The sequence below is a fragment of the Cytobacillus solani genome (assembly GCF_001420595.1).
GTDB classification, from domain to species: Bacteria; Bacillota; Bacilli; order Bacillales; family Cytobacillaceae; genus Cytobacillus; species Cytobacillus solani.
Genome location: NZ_LJIX01000006.1, coordinates 2,071,211 through 2,088,323, shown reverse-complemented (window position 1 = coordinate 2,088,323; position 17,113 = coordinate 2,071,211). Strand labels below are relative to the sequence as shown.

Here is a 17,113-nt window from a genome sequence, read left to right as displayed (position 1 = left end):
TTAGATAGCTGACTAGTTAAATTTGTTCCACTCATATGTAAATACTATGAGTGGTTTTTTCTTCATTGTTTACTGCACATAATCGGTCAAAATACTATTAGTAGGATAAGCGCCCAGCGCCTTGTCATATTGCTATGATAGGTTTCCAAACGCTCTCCTCCGAACCGTACGTACACCTCTCGATGTATACGGCTCTCCATTTGTCAATCTAGTCTTCCAGCGTGTAAGTCTACATGGCACTCTTTACACAGTGTCATGGTTTTTCTTCTTCTCGCTATCATATTTTGCTCCCATAACTTTTTGCCTTTAAGGTCTTTTATTTTCCTCACATGGTGAACTTCGATGGGTACGTTCTCAGCTCCGCACCATTCACATTTATTCGCAAGTAGGCGCTCTACTAAGCTAGTCCTTCCACCGTACATAGCTGTTTGCTCTCTAAAATCCATTCCTTCTTCTCTTAAAACGGATAGGTTGTATTTAAAACCTTTGCTATAAAATAGTCGGATTTTAACACCCTGTTTGGTTTCAAATTTTACACCCAAATCCTTATGAACTCTGTATTTACTAGCCATTTTACCTACCGATGACTTATATTTCTGAGCCATTGTTCTAAGAAAGCTAAATTTCATTACATAATAATAGCTATGAAGATTGCTAACATTGAAAGCCATTCTGTAATAATTATATAGTCCTTCAATTTCGCTGTTGTACGTACTGATTATTTCAATATCTTCAAGATTACTTAAGTAGGTACGGTGTATTGGCTTCCAGATATGTCCGAAGGACACTCTAAGCGCACCTAGAGATAATAATTTGTTAATCCATTTCTCTCTAGGTAGACTGAGATAGCATTTACCTTTTGCAGATTTGCGAGTAATTTTCTGTCCCTTGAAAGTACCTCCTTTGAGGGATTCATCCTGCGAAATCATGATGTCATATCCTAAGAAACGTGCTTTCTTCTTGTTATGGGTAATTAGGGTTTTCTCTTGTGATAGCTCTAAGTTAAGCTTTTCCTTTAGATATCTTGTTAGGTCTTCCTTAACCTTTTCGGCGTCCTGTTTACTTCCTATAATTCCTATAAGGAAATCATCGGCATATCTTACGTACTGTATTCTTCGGAAATTAGGGTCATTCTGAACCGTTCTCCGCATAGTACCTCGTAAGTTGTACAGGTTTTTGATTTCCTGTTTGTAATTAAACCTATTTTCTTCCGTAAGATTTTGCCATTCGTTGTGAAGTGTTTTCTTGAGTTCATGTATTTTTTTGCTTATTTTCATGTACTCCTTATTAGCTGCTCTTTTGGTTCCTTTATCGAAGGAAGCTTTATATTCCTCGATATAAATGTCCAATTCGTTTAAATAGATATTAGATAATATTGGGCTGATTATCCCACCTTGTGGGGTTCCACTGTATGTTTGGTGAAATTTCCAATCCTCAAGATAGCCAGCTTTTAAGAACTTCCATATTAGATTAATAAACTTTTCGTCCTTTATTCTTTTGCGAAGAATGTTTATTAAAATATGGTGGTCAATATTATCAAAGAATCCTTTGATGTCACCTTCTACAAACCACTTTGTATGTGTTAAAGTATTTTTACATTGTAGAAGTGCTGTGTGACAGCTTCTTCTTGGTCTAAATCCATGTGAATTGGGTGAAAAAGCAGGTTCATATATCTCTTCCAATAAGTTTCTAACTACCTCTTGAACAAGCTTATCTTCAAAAGACGGAATTCCTAGAGGTCTTTTTCCTCCGTTACTCTTGGGAATATACACACGTTTTGCAGGCACTGGACTATAGGTTTGATTTCTTAGGCTCTCGATAATACGTTCAATTCTTTCAATGCTCATACCATCAACTGTCTTTCCATCAGAACCAGCAGTCATATTCCCTGTTTTGGCATATATTTTCCCATAAGCTTTGAGAAAAAATTCAGGATTGTATAGATTCCTATACAAGCGTTCAAATTGATATCCTTTTATTTTCGCTTTGGAAGATAGAGTGTTTAACACTAATATCGGATTTCTCATAATGCCTCCCGCATTGACCCATTTTCGTATCAAACTCGACAAACTGTTTCCCTTCGCCATGTAATAGGCTTTCCCTATCTCAGACTACTACGGAAACTCCGTTACCCTATTGGATATTCAGATACAACTATCATAGCCTCAAAAGGCTTTCCAACTTAGGTAATCCCCATTTAGACAGATAAAAACATAGCTTATTGTAATGTCGGAAGTGACTTTCGTCTGTTTCTACTGATGGTAGATGGAAGAATATGATTCACTTGGTTTGGTGCAGTGTTCCAACACCTCCCCCATATTCTCATGAAGTTTCAGATTCCATTCTTCATGCGCAAGCATCATCGTCCTTAGACTATCATTCAAGCAGTATAGCTTTCTTCCTTATTTACATATTTCATCTAGCCATTCAGTCGTGACGTAGAATCTCGCCAACTTATGGCATTATTCACCATGCTACACTCCCCGTCTGGTTTCCCTTTCGGATAAGATGATTGATGATAGGTATAGATTGTGAATTTTAACCTACGCTGTTGCCACACAGCGAATTCTTATCTGCCCTTATGGGCGCACAACATTTTGCTTATCCAGTTAATTAACCCCAGTGACCATTTTGATCTACATAAGGTTCATCAGTGTTATTAACAAGATACTTTGGTTCTCCGCGCTTACCTACGACTAATCTATTTTTCAAGATTATTTCGTGTACTTCGCGTAAATTCGCTCTTTGCGGTTCTGGCAACTTTTCTATATCTTCATTTTTAATAATAGTAAACTTCATATTCATTCCTTCTAAATTTGCCACTTGCTATTTCCTCCTAAATAAATAAATTACTCTTTAGTTTTTCGAAAACACATATTTTGTCGGTAATATTCTTTTATTGTCGAAGTAGTTCAATTATTATCCTTTTTCTGAAATAATTGTCTAATTACTTTTAACTTTTAAGGAGGAGAATAATGTGTCGTTCCTGTCGTGAACTTATGAAAGAGATTCATCTTTATAGAAATACCCTAATAAAAACTGGTTTAAAGAAAGGTTTGACAGATCCTATGACTATAAAATTTAGTCAGATACTGGATGAACTAATTTTCAGATTCCAGTCCAAATGCAAATAGCAATTCTTATTAAATTTTTGAAAAGGAAATTAAGTTAACTAATAAAGATTCAAATAAAAATTACTAACAGTTCCTGAATTTTTTTGTAACTTTGAACAAATAATAAATTTGATAATATTTCAAGGAGATGAAATAATTGTCTTTTAACAAAAATATTAAAAGTATTTTAGGTGTTGATGTACGTGCTCGTTTTTCGACTGACAATAAGATTTATGACCCTTTTAAAAACCCTATTATACATAAACGGGTAGATGGACTAGATATTGTACCTATTGATACGACAAGATTGTGAGGGAAATAATTTTCTACTTTTAGAAATAACACCACATTAAAGATATGTGGATTTTCACCACGCAAGACAAATCTCCCATCACATAATACTTTTCATATGAGTTCTTTGAACAGTGTTTATTTTTTGTTTTTGGGTTTTTTAAAATAATGAGCTATTATCTAATCCACTATATTTAAGCTCTACAGGGCAAGACTCCCAAAATCTAATCAACCTTTACACATGCTTGCCCTGTAAATGTATTTAGTGAAAAAGCACATTTTTAATTTAACTTGTACAATTTTAGTAGGATTGAATACAATATATTGATTGATTCACATCCTGAGGTGCACCTCTTAGCAGACACTAGCTAGTGTCTGCTTCTGTATTTACATAATTACTCTTGTGTTTAGTAAATTTTAGTAGTTTGCTATAATAATCTTGAACTAATAGAAAAGGGTGATTCATTATGAAAATCTTAGAACTAGATGAAAAGAAGTTAGGTCAGCAATTACTTGCAGCACCTCTTACCTCACACCAGGCTAACCACAAATGGATTAAATCCACTATGCAAGACTACATATTGCCTTCTGAGGAAAATTTAGAAGGTCAATTTGTACATGACCTATACACTAAAGATACGCAGAGTATTATTGACAAATGGTATGGTGGTAAAGAAGGCGCTGCAAAGTTAATACATAACAGATCTTAATCAAATCAACATCTCATGTTCAAAAAGACTTACATCAGCAGGCTGTAATGGTGGAGGTATTCTTTCTCTGGATAACTGGAGCAATGGAAGGCCTCTTTTTCTGCTTAAACAAATTTTCTTAAATCCTGCTGCGTGAAAAGTTCCGCCTTTTAGATGCTTCCCTACATAGGTGATAACTCCATCCTTTGGAGGTTCGCCCCATCTGGCTGCAGTAACACCTAAAGCTAGGACAATTAGATGTGAAGAAAGAAAATCCCCTTCATTTCTATACAGTGTACATTCCCATGCATCTAAACCATCATCACGAATCCCTTTCCATGTAACCATAATGCTTTTTCATCCTTTGATAATAGGACCAAATTTTTACCTGGCCGGCAAAACTTATTAGTGCCTGGCTTCTGTCTTGTATAATGCCGATCAGCTAATTCAACAGCTCTTGGATCTCCTTTACTAACTTCAACCCAGCACAATCCTTTCACCTCGCTAGTAAACTTAATAATCCATAGGTTTCCATACCTAAACATTTCACTAAATGTAAATTTTTTATAAATATGACACCATATCACACCCTTTTTTAAAAAGATATGTTAACTTTATTAAGGGCAAATTTTACGAAAGTAAAAGACGCAAAGCTACGGGCCTAAAACATTTATTGTCATGGTAGCCGGGTTGCCAAGAATCTTTCTTGTATTTCTATCTGATATTGATCTCTTTCTAATTTGCCTAATTTTTACTAAGAGGGAGAAAAATGATATTTTATCCAACTTTTTTTTGTAACAATACTAAAGTAAGACATGCTGTAAAAGACAAACACCACTCAGAGTGTGGAATAAAATACAACCCATTTCCTACATTCACCCGAAATGATCTTAAAAATATAAAATTTAAACGATCTAATGAGATTAACTGTCCTGTATGCAGATCCATCATAAAATAATTGATGGATCTTTTTAGTTATTTTTAGGAAACATAATAATTCAAGAGTTGATTAACTCTGGATTTTCGTAAATGTTGCCGATGACTTCCCATTCAACTTCTATATCTGTCATATATTCTTGTGCAACAATTGCTAGGCATACACCAGAATGATATAGATCAAACATCCCATACTTATATTCAATAAACCCTGTTTTCTCTTCGTGATAATAACCACCTAGATAATGTTGTTCTCTTTTATAATTAACTCTGCAAATATCCCCCTCATAAATCTCCTTGCCGTTCTTGTCTTTTAGGCATGTGTATTGTCCGACTGATTCCCATTCAACAGGAACAGTGCCTTGGCCATCTTCTTCAATGTAAGCCAATTCATCTTCATAACTTAAAATCAAACTGCCAACAAACCATTTAATATCACCGTAATCTTCAATTGGTTTCTCTCGAAACTTAATCTCACGCACGTTCATTCCTCCTAACTACAGTGTCGATTTATATATTTAATTGTCTGATTTTTACGAATTTTCCCCCTTATATAACTACCAATATTCGCTATAATAGGTTTGTATATGGAAAGGGGTGAAACTATGAAAAAGAAACTACTTTATATAGTAATTGCTTGTGGTTTTGTTATTACTGCTGCTACTTCTACACCATCTGCTGCTTCCGCATCCGGTTGTACTGTATGGAATAATCCATTACCTCATCCTTGTAGTCCTTAATAAAGTTGGAGCGCTAAGTTTTTAGCGCTTCATATTCCAAAATAATCTACTAAACACAATACAAAAACTATTTCTCAAATATGACTTTTCTTAAAACAGACATTACATATGGTTTTATCCGTACTGGAAGCCCTTCACGTTCCCATTTATTCACCGTTACATGGTCAACACCAATGAGATCCACAATCTTATATTTGGGAAGATTAACAGTCTTACAAACTGTATTAATCAATTCTTTAAAGTGCTGTGCGTTCATTGGGTTGCTTCTTTTGAACGAATTCGTATTGGTTCCATTGCGGCATGTTCAGGTTCCCATTTAGTTGCTACACTTCTTCTGAATAGTCTTTCTGATATTCCGTTTGATTCCGCAATGGCTTTCCATTTCTGCCAGGGATTTGTATATACTTTTACAGGTGTGTTAATTGTTCTTCGTTTACTCCATCCATACCTATAGAATCTTTGATATGCATTTTCCTTACTGATTCCGTTTTTCTCTGCAGTTTCAAAATCCTGATCAGTGAGATATTCCAAAGTGAGAACCTCCTAATCTTTCAAAATACCGGACTTTACAAATAACTTTCGCCAATTATGTTTACGGATTTCTTTACGACGGCGGGCAAGAGATTTGCCCAACCGACGTTTTTGTTTTTTCTTATTAGCCATTATTTGACTACCATTACTTTTGGTCATGCTTCAGTTTCATCCTCGATAGATAATTGACCATCTGGAACTGAGACATTCCCATTGCCGTCCACAGAATACTCAATTCCTTCATGGTCGTTTTTATAAAATTCCTCTATTGTCATTTGAGAAGGTTGCATTGTTAATGTTACATTCGTGCCTGAATATGGATAGAATTTATCAATCTTCCCTTTGCATTGCCTGACAAACTTCTCCGAACTCTTCACCTAAAATCTTTAACCAATCTCCATCTGAGTGCCTTTGTCTGCCCCATTTTGTTTTGTCTAATTCTTTCTAAACCAACATCATTGAGGACATGATTTATATCTGCTGGAAAATTCACTTTCCAACCTCCTTGAAATATTCCCTACCAAAATGATTCACTATTTTCTCCATCATCTTAGGACCGATACCCGTTTGGGATATATAAAAAAGGCAAGTACAGCCCAAAACACGAAAGTGATATTGAACGCTCTGTAAAACTTGTAGAATTGCATTTTCCTGGGGTAATGATGAAAGATTTAAATCGAAATATGCACCAAAAATTCATTAATGAAATCGCCCCAAATTATGCTACGGAAACAGTAAGATACATCTCTCGTTATATCATCCTATTTGCTATTGCAACTGGAACACGCTTCTCAGAAATTCTAGGTTTAACCTGGGAATGCGTTGATTTAGTTAATCAAACTGTCACGATCAATAAAACTTGGGATGCTAAATACAAAAATGATTTTAGTGATACCAAAAATTATTCATCGAAACGTACCATCACAATAGATAAAGAGACCAGAGATTTACTTAGCATTTTAAAACATGAGCAAAAAGTGTTAGCTGCAAAAACAGGATTAAGAAATAAAAAGAACTTATGCTTTATAAACTCAAAGTTTGAACTTGTTACAAATAATGCTGTAAACAAAACACTTAAATCCCTCTGTCATAAGGTAGGTATAAAAGAAATAACTTGCCACGGATTACGACACACACATGCATCAATGTTACTTTATCAGGGTATTAACGTTAGATATATTTCTCGTCACTTGGTCATAATGATATCGTTACTACTTTACAAACTTATAGCCATATATTAGACGAGATGGAACAAAAAGAGTCACGCCTAGTAGACGTGACAATGGAAGAAGTTTATCGTGCAAAATAAATGCAAAAGTATTTCAAAATCTATCGAATTCTTTAGGATTCTGCGAAAATCCAAAAGAGTCATAAACGTTGATATATCTAGTATTAAACAAGTTCAATCGGGTTGTTTAGGATAATATGGCGGGACCGTCTGGGAATCGAACCCAGCTGACCAGGCACGCTGGTCACAGATAGTTTTGAAGACTACGGAGGACACCAGTACCCCATTCGACCCCATATTAGCCATATATAATTATATTATTTTAATATAAATCAATCAAGGGAAACCTACTAAAGTTTCTCTGAATTTGATTATCTTGTCTATATTTAGTCAACCGTTTATAATAAAGGCATTAATATTTATTTGTAGGTGAGAAAATGCAGCTTGAAGGTTGGTTCTTATGGTTTATTCTTTTTTGGATTGTCATATTTGCTGGTTCTATGGCCATTGGCGGTTTCTTTATGTTTCGCAAGTTTTTGAAGAAAATGCCGAAACAGGACGGCAAGTCAGATATGGATTGGGAAGAGCATTATGTTAGTAATACTAAGCATTTATGGGGACAAAAAGAAAAGAATTTACTAGAAGATTTAGTCAGTCCGGTTCCAGAATTATTTAGAGATGTAGCTCGTCATAAGATTGCAGGGAAAATCGGAGAGCTTGCCTTGAAGGAACAAGCAGGAACTATCGATCAAGATTTGGTCATTCGCGGGTATATTTTAGCTACACCTAAAAGAGATCATAAATTTTTGAGAAAAAAATTAACAGAAAATCAAATTAATTTGACACCATATGAACATTTATTTTAACCACTTCTGATCATTAAAGTGGTATCTATTTATCTATGTAAAAAGCCAACGACATAAATATCGTTGGCTTTCGTTTTATTTTATAGAACCATAAAGTTCCTGCTGAAGTTTTTTAAAGTTTATATACATCGCAATTCGCCATGGAACAATCATTCCAAATGCAAGGATCCAGAACATGCCGCTTAACTGACCATAGTCAATCGTCGAGCTTAATATTAATTTCCCAGCCATACGAACGACTAGTAAGCCAATTAAAATATATAGAAATGCTTTTGAGCGCTTTAAATATATATTCTTATCTCTAATTTCAAATTTAGATGTTTTTATTAATAAAATTGAAAACAGGAATCCTACAATTACTGCCTCCGCGATTTCTAATAGTGTTACACGAAAGTACGGAAAAACGAACATAAGCGCACCTGTGCTCATAAAGATTGGCGGCAAGATTATCTTTTTTGCAGTTGCTGGTTTTTTCGCTGCTTTCATTCGGATGAACATGGCGAAGACAGCCATGCAGATAGCTCCAATCGATGTAATAACAACATAGTTCATTATCTTTCATCCTTCATCCTTTATTTTCATCATACATTATATCCTATTTAAACTAAATGGGGAACTTCAACATAAAAAGCTAACTCAATCAGGTCATTTATAAGTTAGACTTATAAACCTTGAGTCAGCTTATCATTAACTTAATACTCTATTTACAGCATCCATTACTCTACCTTCATCAAAAGGCTTAACGATAAAGTCCTTTGCGCCTGCCTCAATCGCTTCTACAACCATTTTTTGTTGTCCCATTGCCGAACACATAATAACTTTCGCTTGCGGATATTCTCTCTTAATTTCTTTCACTGCCTCTAGTCCGCTCATTTCAGGCATCGTTATATCCATTGTAACTAAATCGGGATTTAGCTCACTATATAGACGAATTGCGTCTAATCCGGTCTCTCCTTCACCGACAATTTCATGATTAGCTTTTTTAAGAATATTCGATAAGGTAATTCTCATAAATTTTGCGTCATCAATAATCAGTATCCTTGCCATAGCTGTTTCCTCCTTGATCAATACAACGGAAGTCCTATCAATTATATCTGATTGACCCATAGAAAACTATTAAAAAGAAGTTAAAATTAAATAAATGATAAAAAAGAACACATATTTAAATATATCGAATATTTCGCATAAACACCATTCTTATCATACGACAAATTTCGTCAACTTTAAATCAAAAGCCCGTAAATCCACCAAAAATTGGTGTTAGAATCGCGATAATCTTAGTCATCCAGTCAAAAAATAACACAATCCCCATTACCATCATTATATATCCGCCAATCTTCATAATCGTCCCACTATACTTTCGAATCCATTTCATCTTGCCAATAAAGAAGGAAAGGATAAAGAATGGGATAGCAAAGCCAAGGATATATGCTACCATGTAAAACATCGCCGAATTTGGATTGGATGCTGCAAGTGAAATAACCGCTCCCAAAATCGGTCCTGTACAAGGGGTCCAGCCAGCTGCAAAAGCCATACCAATCAAAGATGAACCAATGAGTCCAGATGGTCGGTTTTTAAATTCAAACCTTCTTTCTTTCAGTAAAAATTCCGGTTTAATAAACCCAACGATAAGTAAGCCAAAGAAAAAGATAAAAATTGCTCCAATTTGACGAATTAAATCTTTATAATCTGCAAAAAAACTCCCCAAAAAGGAGGTTCCAAAACCTAGTGCAATAAAAATCAGAGAAAATCCTATCAAGAAAAATAACGTATGTAACATGCTACGCCTTTGAAGCATCCCATTTTCCTCTTTCAGCTCACCAACAGACATTCCAGTTATATAAGATAAGAAGGCTGGGTATAATGGTAAACAGCAAGGAGAAATAAAACTTAAAAAGCCAGCTGCTAATGCTAAAAATACATTTAAATCTGTCATCTTTAACCTCTCCTGTTTATACTAAGTCTCCACTCATTCTAACAAATATGGTTATGAAAAGATAATGTTTAGATTTGAACAATTTGTGTCTGTCAAAAATATAAGAGAAAATAAACTTGTAAAAAATTGTAGATATCGAAGAAGTTTCTTTTGAATTATTTCCCATAATTCGCTATACTATAGTAAATACTAACAATTTTTGTTAGAATCTTTCATGTTTTTACATGGTTTTTTCTGGAAACCTCAATGTAAGATCATTTATGTTAAAAAGACTTGAAAGGAAATTGGCTGTGTCAAAACAAGATTTAATTACATTAATTGAACAAAAGAGGCAGGAACTCATTCAAGTAGCTATGAAAAATGGATTTACCTCCTCACTAGCTATTAGAAATAGCCAAGAACTGGATAAATTATTAAATGAATATAATAATATTTTCAAAAAAAAAGTTTCTACACATTAGAAAAACCAGCAACGGTCATATAACCTTGCTGGTTTCTTTTTTACTTTCCCTTAAATACACTCTACCTTATCATCCAACTACATCCTCCACTCGATCTTCCAACCCATTTTGCAGCAGGTACATTTTATGGTATAACCCGCGCTTTGCCAAGAGTTCTTGGTGATTGCCTCTTTCTACAATTTCTCCTTGATGAAGGACAAGAATGAGTTCCGCATCCTGTATTGTTGATAGCCGGTGGGCGATCGCAATTGTTGTCCGTCCTTTTCTCATTTTAGCTAACGCTAATTGGATCGCTTCTTCTGTCTCTGTATCGATATTAGCAGTTGCCTCATCAAGAACAAGGATTTTCGGATTAGCCGCAATTGTCCGTGCAAATGCTAATAGCTGTCTTTGACCACTTGAAAAAGTGGACCCCCTTTCAACTACTTGATGATCATAGCCATCTACTAGTTTCTCGATAAATAAATGTGACTGAACGAACTGTGCTGCAGCTTCAATTTCTTTATCTGTCATATTTTGATTGTGAAGGCGAATATTATCCTTAATCGTACCAAAGAATATGAAGGGATCTTGTAAGACCAAACCCATCTTTATTCTTAATTCATCCTTGGCATACGATTTAATGGATTGCCCATCAATTAGAATCTCTCCTCTTTCAAATTCATAAAAGCGCATCATTAAATTAATAATAGAGCTTTTTCCGCTCCCTGTGTGACCAACAAGTGCGACGGTTTCCCCTGGTTTAGCAGTAAAAGAGATATTTTTCAGGACATCCCTTTTATGATCGTAAGAAAAGCTGACATTGCGAAATTCTATTTCCCCTGCTGAAATGCTTCTATTTTCATTTAGTTCCTGTGCTGGAGCAAGCTCCGTTTCATCCATTACCTTAAACACTCTAGATGCTGCTACAATTGCCTGCTGGTACATGGAAAGTCGCTGCATCATATTATTAACAGGCTCAAAGAATCGGTCCAAATAGCTAATAAAAGCGTATAATACACCAATTTCAATTGGACTATTAAACGATGTAATCCCAAAAAAACTTAAGATAAGGATAATGGCAAAAACATAGACTAAATCAATCGCCGGTCTTAATAATAAGCCATCAATTTTTATATTCCGCATTCCTGCCTGATAATGCTGATCATTAATATCAGCAAATTCCTTACGCAATCTTTTTTCTTGGCGAAACACTTGAATAATCGCCATCCCTTGCAAAGATTCACTTAGCTTCGCATTTAGCTGACTTAGCCTTTCCCTTAAATCCTGATAAAATATCGAACTATATTTTCGATAGGCTCTCATAATGAGTAATAGGAGCGGCAAGATCACTAAGCAAAAAAGGGCTAGTTTAACATTTAAGATAAACATCGCAATAAATATCCCAATAATTAAAAAAGCTCCTTGAATAAAAGTAACTAACACACTCACAAACATGTCTTTTATTGCTTCCGTATCATTCGTAACACGAGATACAATACTTCCAGCTGGTGTCTTATCAAAATATTTTAACCCAAGAGCCTGAACCTTCGAAAATACATCTACACGAAGCTGTTGGATTATTTTTAAAGCAATCTCCTGAAACTTGAGCAATTGAAAATAGGAAACAAGTACATTCAGAATCTGTATGCCAATAAATGCAGCCCCTAAAGCAAATATAGGTTCAAATACAAGATTACGAGGAGATAAATAATCATCAATAAAAATTTTGATTAATATCGGCCCCAATATGTCACCAACTGTTGTAACAAGGAGCAAAACAAATGCGAGTATAATTGTTTTCAAATGCGGCTTTGTATAGGAAAGAAGGCGAAAAAGAACTTGCCGCTGTTCTTTTCCCTTTATTACGGTCGTCTTTTCCATTTGATTATCCTCCATGCTCCACAAGTTCTTCTAGCTGCTGATGCAGGTACATATCTTTATACCATCCATTCTCCAGCATTAATTTCTCATGTGTACCTCTTTGAACTATTTCCCCCTCATCAAGTACAAGGATCAGATTTGCATGCTGGATTGCACTTAATCGATGTGCAGTAATAATAGTCGTTTTGCCTTCCCTATTCTGCTTTAATGAATTCAGAATCTCCTCTTCTGTTTTTGCATCGACTGCTGATAAGGAGTCATCCAATATTAATACTTCTGGGTTCATAATCAATGCCCTAGCAATAGATATTCTTTGCTTTTGTCCGCCAGATAGGGAAACGCCTCTTTCTCCTACTACCGTATCATAGCCATCACTAAATTGAAGAATATCCTCATGAATATTTGCTGTTCTTGCAGCTTCGTATATTTCATCAATCTCTGCATCTGGATTCGTAAAAGCTATATTTTCAGCAACGGATGAGGAAAATAAGAAATGGTCCTGTGGAACATACCCAATTGCTTCTCTTAGTTTCTCTAACCGATATTGGAATAGCGGATGACCAGCAAATTGAATTGTCCCATTATATCCTTCAAACTCACGAATAAGCAGTTTTAATAATGTTGTTTTACCTGAACCCGTCTTCCCCACAACGCCTAGCGTCTCTCCTCTTTTTAAGGTAAAGTAAATATCCCTTAGAAGAGGCACGTTTTCATCAGGGTAGGAAAACTCTGATACATTAAATTCAATATCTCCGCTTGGAACAATCTCCACTGAGTTTTCTTCATCGATAATGTCCGCTTTTTCTGCAAGAAGCGCTGTTACACGATCGTTCGATGCACGACCTCTCTCAACAATATTAAATAGCCATCCAAATGCAAGCATCGGCCAAATGAGAAGCCCTAGATAGGTTGTAAAGGAAACAAGCTGACCAATCGTTAATTCTTCGTTTAGCACATATTTTGCGCCAAATGCAATTGAGAGGAAATAAGAAATACCAACAATAAGGGAAATCGTTGGATCAAATAATGAATCGATTCTTGCCACTGATATATTCTTCTGAACCACGTCTTCCGATTGTTTGCGAAAATCTTCAATATCCTCCTTTTCTTGACCGAATGTCTTAATTACTTTAATACCCGTCACACTTTCCTGGGTTTTATCATTAAGAGAAGAGAATGCCTCTTGTGCTTTATGGAATTTCTTATGTAGCATTGTCCCATACCAGCTTGTTAGAATGGCCATAAGCGGCATAGGGATTAAGGCAATTAAGGTCAGCTTCCAGCTTATTGTTGTGGCCATAGCGATGATTACGAAACCACCAGTTGCTAATGAATCTACTAAAGTTAAGACACCAGAACCAGCTGTTTGCTGAATTGCCTGTAAGTCATTAGTTGCATGCGCCATCAAATCGCCTACACGCTTTTTTTGATAGAAGGATTGGGACATATTTGTAAAATGCTGATAAAGCTTATTTCTTAATTGCCTTGACAATTTTACTGCAGAGCCAAAAATCATTATTCGCCAATAATAACGTAGGACGTACATGATTGCAGCCGCAGCGATTAATACCCCAATCCAGATAAGCATAATCTTAGCTGTTAAAGTATCATTCTTAATATGGTCAACAAAAACTCCAATCACTTTTGGTGGAATTAACTGTAGAAATGCCACAAATAACAGGATGATAATTCCCGTCAAATACGCTTTCTTCTCCTGTTTAAAAAACCACATTAAATCTAAAAACACCTTCATACTCATGTCCTCCATGATAGTCGATAGAATCCGATATTCAATAATCCAAAACTTCATACGTATGAACTGGTTGATAAATTAATATCAAATATTTTCCAAGCAGCAAATTAGGTAACTTAAATAGTTTATCAAATATTAAAAAAATAAGGAAGATTTTTAGTTTAATAAAAAAAGAAAAAGCACCCATACATGAGTGCTTGTCCACCATTATTTTGTTTGTTTATTCATGGCGTTCATCATTTGATTTTCTTTTGTGAAAGCTTTTGACCCATTTGCATCAAAGCGTTGATATATCAAGGTTTAAACCTCTATTCCGTCCACTTTTTCTGATAAGGAAAATATACCATTTTTCAGACAAATTGTCTATCAAAAGTTGATAGATTCTTATATTAGTGGTACATCTTTCTTCCTATTTATATATCGTTCTCTTCAATCTAAAATCATCAATTTCTGGTTTATTTTGCATCACATCTTCCATATACATTTCCCGAATCATTTTAAATTGTATTGGTATGAAACTAGCTGGTAACCATTTAATTTTACCTCGATCACGAATAGTCATGAAAATCACTCCTCATAACACATTGCAGAACGAACATTCCTATTTTTTGCATATAAAAAGAGGAGATGATTAAATACCCCCATCAAGTAATTTATTAATATTATTTTCAATAGAATTACCATTAAATAAACTAGATAGTCTTTCTAATTTTGCCTTAACCTCGATTCTCCAAGTTTCCAATAGGTGATATCTCTTACTTATGTCATCATATCGCTCTAATAATTCTTTATCTATGAATTCTCTTCCTTTATTTGATACGATTGTTTCTTCTTCACTCTTTAAATCTACTAAATATGCTACTAATTGATCCGAACCAAAACCTTTTTTAATTAATTGAAATGCCTTATCTATTTTATGATTTCTTTCTTCTAACAATCTGTCCATTGATCTCCCTAGTTCACGTGCAATAAATATGTGAACATAATCTATTAAAGATAATTTAAATCTTTTGTGTAACTGATATATTTTCCTAGGATCAATTATTATTTTATTTTCATTCGGATAGTAAATACCATCCTAGTGCCGACCTTAGTCATTTTAGAAACAACAAGGTAATTTACTCATTGGTCACCATCAAGCCAATTAAAAAATGATTTCTTTGAAATTTTGTACAGCCTACCAACTTTAACTACATGAAATGGTGGGTTCTCCATAAGTTCATAAGTTTGTCTTCTACCAATACCTAATATTCGCTGAATGTGAGAAGGAGTTAGTGCTTCTGGTAAATTATCTCTGATTATTTCTGTAATCATTTAGTTTCCCCCTATTCCTATTTTCCTTTCTATAGAATATTCAATAATGGTAGAGTTATTCATAAAAGCTATTATTTTTTAAAGTTTGATAAAGCAGAATGAGAATGAAAGTTTAATTTTATGGAGTGATAAGGGATGTTCAAAGTAACTTATCAAAAATGTAATGGAAATGGATATATTTCTAACTATGTAAATTTCCAAGAAGGTCGCTGTTTTTCATGTGATAGTAGGGGATATTTTATATTTGATGTATATCAATATGATAAGTATCTTACAAAACATCCTAACGCAAGTCGTCAAGAAATTAGCATAGAATCCCTAATGAACGAGGATGATTATATTAGTTTAGATGAGAAGATAAATAAAATTATTGGTACTTTTACTAAAGAAGACATCAACAACAAAAAGAAAGTTAAAATTGAGTTGGATTATTATGAATTAATTAAGGTTCAAAGTGCATTTAAAAATACTGCACTTACTCATTTATTGGAGGGAAGAAGCAGAATAAATAATAACTTTTATAAGGAGAGTGCTAAATTGGATAAAACCAAACAAACTATTAGAAATTATTTAATAGAAAAGGGTAAAGGTAAATCAGTTAATCAAATTAATGCACATACTAAGATAAGTAAGGAACACATTATTAAAGCAGTTTTAGAAATGAAAACTGAGGGAATGGTGGTCACAACTCCAAGCCCAAGCGGTAAGAAAATTAATGATGTCTCACTAACTGAAAAAGGATTAAGGGGATATTAATGAATAATGTATATTATGATTTTTGGTATTTAAAGTCAGAAGAAATTGATTTAGAGGGTAATGATACATGCATGACCAGTTATGAGATTGCTATAGGCGTCTTTGCCGACAAGGATCATTTTAAGCAACTTGATGATATTAGAATAACTGGGTTGAAGAAGGATGAGATGTTATCTTTTTGCATTAATCAACCTGATAAGCTATTCCCTAAATTAGAGGAAGAAGGCTTATTTAATATAGTTGAGGATATAAAAAAATTGGTCTTTACAGAGTAATGGGAGATCAAGTAATTAAGTTAGATTAAAATATTTGTTTATAAAAAATGTGAAGTTGAAAAAGAGAAAGACGATTGGTTTGATGTTATTGACGAGAATAATTTATAAATTAGTAAACCCTTCATAATGGGGCTGTTGACAAACTAATAGGATTTACCAATACCTGTGTAGAATTTAATTATTCTATACAGGTTTTTTATTGGGGGAATTTTTATGATGGGTCGTAAAGATGAATATCAAAGTAAACTAGAGTTTATTGATTTAAATACATTTGTTCCTTCAAATCATATTCTTCGCCAAATTAATGAAAAGATAGACTTCTCTTTTGTATATAACAAAAATTTAAAATATTATTCAAAAC

At 34.3% G+C, this 17,113-nt stretch carries 25 protein-coding genes, 1 tRNA gene, 1 pseudogene and 1 riboswitch; of the genes and pseudogenes, 9 read left to right on the top strand and 18 right to left on the bottom strand.

From position 1 onward, the window contains the following. Nucleotides 1-203: 203 nt before the first annotated feature. Both AN957_RS12305 and AN957_RS12300 read right to left on the bottom strand, forming a co-directional pair. Nucleotides 204-2,027, bottom strand: a complete 1,824-nt coding sequence (locus AN957_RS12305; RefSeq protein WP_053477617.1) for a reverse transcriptase/maturase family protein — start codon at nucleotides 2,025-2,027, stop codon at nucleotides 204-206. 586 nt (nucleotides 2,028-2,613) lie between these two features. Beyond that, nucleotides 2,614-2,823: a hypothetical protein gene (locus tag AN957_RS12300; RefSeq protein WP_053475800.1), complete on the bottom strand. Its 210-nt coding sequence runs from the start codon at nucleotides 2,821-2,823 to the stop codon at nucleotides 2,614-2,616. A gap of 152 nt (nucleotides 2,824-2,975) precedes the next feature. On the opposite strand from AN957_RS12300, the gene AN957_RS28830 reads away from it, so the two are divergent. From AN957_RS28830 to AN957_RS12295, 3 genes are all read left to right on the top strand, one after another. After that, nucleotides 2,976-3,134 carry an aspartyl-phosphate phosphatase Spo0E family protein gene (locus AN957_RS28830; protein WP_075209137.1) on the top strand — a complete coding sequence of 53 codons (159 nt, stop codon included), beginning with the start codon at nucleotides 2,976-2,978 and terminating at the stop codon, nucleotides 3,132-3,134. Between the two features lie 136 nt (nucleotides 3,135-3,270). Beyond that, nucleotides 3,271-3,426: a hypothetical protein gene (locus AN957_RS28085; RefSeq protein WP_172797637.1), complete on the top strand. Its 156-nt coding sequence runs from the start codon at nucleotides 3,271-3,273 to the stop codon at nucleotides 3,424-3,426. A gap of 445 nt (nucleotides 3,427-3,871) precedes the next feature. After that, the gene (locus AN957_RS12295) at nucleotides 3,872-4,114 is read left to right on the top strand and encodes a hypothetical protein (RefSeq protein ID WP_053475799.1); all 243 of its coding nucleotides are present in this window, start codon (nucleotides 3,872-3,874) and stop codon (nucleotides 4,112-4,114) included. Here AN957_RS12295 and AN957_RS12290 read toward each other — a convergent pair whose 3' ends face one another. From AN957_RS12290 to AN957_RS12285, 3 genes are all read right to left on the bottom strand, one after another. Then, nucleotides 4,115-4,441 carry a hypothetical protein gene (locus AN957_RS12290; RefSeq protein WP_075209136.1) on the bottom strand — a complete coding sequence of 109 codons (327 nt, stop codon included), beginning with the start codon at nucleotides 4,439-4,441 and terminating at the stop codon, nucleotides 4,115-4,117. Continuing rightward, nucleotides 4,405-4,584 carry a hypothetical protein gene (locus tag AN957_RS28520; protein ID WP_245637781.1) on the bottom strand — a complete coding sequence of 60 codons (180 nt, stop codon included), beginning with the start codon at nucleotides 4,582-4,584 and terminating at the stop codon, nucleotides 4,405-4,407. The genes AN957_RS12290 and AN957_RS28520 overlap by 37 nt, the downstream gene beginning before the upstream one ends. A 121-nt stretch (nucleotides 4,585-4,705) precedes the next feature. Next, a riboswitch (cyclic di-GMP riboswitch) is annotated at nucleotides 4,706-4,791 on the top strand. A 300-nt stretch (nucleotides 4,792-5,091) separates the two neighbouring features. Continuing rightward, nucleotides 5,092-5,517, bottom strand: coding sequence for a YopX family protein (locus tag AN957_RS12285; RefSeq protein ID WP_075209135.1), 426 nt, complete (start codon nucleotides 5,515-5,517; stop codon nucleotides 5,092-5,094). A gap of 117 nt (nucleotides 5,518-5,634) precedes the next feature. On the opposite strand from AN957_RS12285, the gene AN957_RS28825 reads away from it, so the two are divergent. Further along, a complete protein-coding gene (locus AN957_RS28825; RefSeq protein ID WP_256376274.1) occupies nucleotides 5,635-5,769 on the top strand; it encodes a hypothetical protein in 135 nt (44 codons plus the stop codon). Nucleotides 5,770-5,836: 67 nt separating this feature from the next. Here AN957_RS28825 and AN957_RS12280 read toward each other — a convergent pair whose 3' ends face one another. Genes AN957_RS12280 through AN957_RS27695 form a run of 4 tightly spaced genes read right to left on the bottom strand, consistent with a single transcriptional unit; the run spans nucleotide 5,837 to nucleotide 6,677 of the window. Next, nucleotides 5,837-6,025 (bottom strand): hypothetical protein, encoded by a 189-nt coding sequence (locus AN957_RS12280; RefSeq protein WP_053475797.1) that lies wholly within the window; start codon nucleotides 6,023-6,025, stop codon nucleotides 5,837-5,839. Continuing rightward, the gene (locus AN957_RS12275; RefSeq protein WP_056684378.1) at nucleotides 6,022-6,300 is read right to left on the bottom strand and encodes a hypothetical protein; all 279 of its coding nucleotides are present in this window, start codon (nucleotides 6,298-6,300) and stop codon (nucleotides 6,022-6,024) included. Before AN957_RS12275 ends, AN957_RS12280 begins: the two co-directional genes overlap by 4 nt. Before the next feature lie 12 nt (nucleotides 6,301-6,312). After that, a complete protein-coding gene (locus AN957_RS27700; RefSeq protein ID WP_156341142.1) occupies nucleotides 6,313-6,459 on the bottom strand; it encodes a hypothetical protein in 147 nt (48 codons plus the stop codon). Further along, nucleotides 6,456-6,677 carry a hypothetical protein gene (locus AN957_RS27695; protein ID WP_056684375.1) on the bottom strand — a complete coding sequence of 74 codons (222 nt, stop codon included), beginning with the start codon at nucleotides 6,675-6,677 and terminating at the stop codon, nucleotides 6,456-6,458. Before AN957_RS27695 ends, AN957_RS27700 begins: the two co-directional genes overlap by 4 nt. 189 nt (nucleotides 6,678-6,866) lie before the next feature. On the opposite strand from AN957_RS27695, the pseudogene AN957_RS12265 reads away from it, so the two are divergent. Further along, nucleotides 6,867-7,609, top strand: a pseudogene (locus AN957_RS12265) (site-specific integrase); the annotation flags it as partial. A 117-nt stretch (nucleotides 7,610-7,726) separates the two neighbouring features. Here AN957_RS12265 and AN957_RS27690 read toward each other — a convergent pair. After that, nucleotides 7,727-7,823, bottom strand: a tRNA-Sec gene (locus AN957_RS27690). Nucleotides 7,824-7,965: 142 nt separating this feature from the next. Between AN957_RS27690 and AN957_RS12260 the strand changes: the two genes are divergently transcribed. Next, nucleotides 7,966-8,394, top strand: coding sequence for a DUF2621 domain-containing protein (locus AN957_RS12260; RefSeq protein ID WP_056684369.1), 429 nt, complete (start codon nucleotides 7,966-7,968; stop codon nucleotides 8,392-8,394). 75 nt (nucleotides 8,395-8,469) lie between these two features. Here AN957_RS12260 and AN957_RS12255 read toward each other — a convergent pair whose 3' ends face one another. From AN957_RS12255 to AN957_RS12245, 3 genes are all read right to left on the bottom strand, one after another. Continuing rightward, nucleotides 8,470-8,946 (bottom strand): CcdC family protein, encoded by a 477-nt coding sequence (locus tag AN957_RS12255; protein ID WP_053475793.1) that lies wholly within the window; start codon nucleotides 8,944-8,946, stop codon nucleotides 8,470-8,472. 135 nt (nucleotides 8,947-9,081) lie between these two features. Then, entirely contained in the window at nucleotides 9,082-9,441 is a 360-nt protein-coding gene (locus AN957_RS12250; protein WP_053475792.1) for a response regulator, read from the bottom strand. A gap of 181 nt (nucleotides 9,442-9,622) precedes the next feature. Continuing rightward, the gene (locus AN957_RS12245; RefSeq protein WP_056684367.1) at nucleotides 9,623-10,330 is read right to left on the bottom strand and encodes a cytochrome c biogenesis CcdA family protein; all 708 of its coding nucleotides are present in this window, start codon (nucleotides 10,328-10,330) and stop codon (nucleotides 9,623-9,625) included. A 290-nt stretch (nucleotides 10,331-10,620) separates the two neighbouring features. Between AN957_RS12245 and AN957_RS12240 the strand changes: the two genes are divergently transcribed. After that, nucleotides 10,621-10,791 (top strand): aspartyl-phosphate phosphatase Spo0E family protein, encoded by a 171-nt coding sequence (locus AN957_RS12240; RefSeq protein ID WP_053475790.1) that lies wholly within the window; start codon nucleotides 10,621-10,623, stop codon nucleotides 10,789-10,791. A 69-nt stretch (nucleotides 10,792-10,860) separates the two neighbouring features. Here the strand turns inward: AN957_RS12240 and AN957_RS12235 are convergent, their stop codons facing one another. The 5 genes from AN957_RS12235 to AN957_RS12220 form a co-directional block, all read right to left on the bottom strand. Continuing rightward, entirely contained in the window at nucleotides 10,861-12,654 is a 1,794-nt protein-coding gene (locus AN957_RS12235) for an ABC transporter ATP-binding protein (RefSeq protein ID WP_056684364.1), read from the bottom strand. A gap of 4 nt (nucleotides 12,655-12,658) precedes the next feature. Next, nucleotides 12,659-14,407, bottom strand: a complete 1,749-nt coding sequence (locus AN957_RS12230) for an ABC transporter transmembrane domain-containing protein (protein WP_056684361.1) — start codon at nucleotides 14,405-14,407, stop codon at nucleotides 12,659-12,661. A gap of 409 nt (nucleotides 14,408-14,816) precedes the next feature. Then, nucleotides 14,817-14,969, bottom strand: a complete 153-nt coding sequence (locus tag AN957_RS27685; protein WP_156319106.1) for a hypothetical protein — start codon at nucleotides 14,967-14,969, stop codon at nucleotides 14,817-14,819. A 69-nt stretch (nucleotides 14,970-15,038) separates the two neighbouring features. Further along, nucleotides 15,039-15,353, bottom strand: a complete 315-nt coding sequence (locus tag AN957_RS12225) for a hypothetical protein (protein ID WP_053475787.1) — start codon at nucleotides 15,351-15,353, stop codon at nucleotides 15,039-15,041. Nucleotides 15,354-15,529: 176 nt separating this feature from the next. After that, nucleotides 15,530-15,721, bottom strand: a complete 192-nt coding sequence (locus AN957_RS12220; RefSeq protein ID WP_053475786.1) for a helix-turn-helix domain-containing protein — start codon at nucleotides 15,719-15,721, stop codon at nucleotides 15,530-15,532. Nucleotides 15,722-15,856: 135 nt separating this feature from the next. On the opposite strand from AN957_RS12220, the gene AN957_RS12215 reads away from it, so the two are divergent. Both AN957_RS12215 and AN957_RS12210 read left to right on the top strand, forming a co-directional pair. Beyond that, entirely contained in the window at nucleotides 15,857-16,477 is a 621-nt protein-coding gene (locus AN957_RS12215; protein ID WP_056684358.1) for a MarR family transcriptional regulator, read from the top strand. Continuing rightward, nucleotides 16,477-16,752: a hypothetical protein gene (locus AN957_RS12210; protein ID WP_056684353.1), complete on the top strand. Its 276-nt coding sequence runs from the start codon at nucleotides 16,477-16,479 to the stop codon at nucleotides 16,750-16,752. The genes AN957_RS12215 and AN957_RS12210 overlap by 1 nt, the downstream gene beginning before the upstream one ends. Nucleotides 16,753-17,113 lie beyond the last annotated feature (361 nt).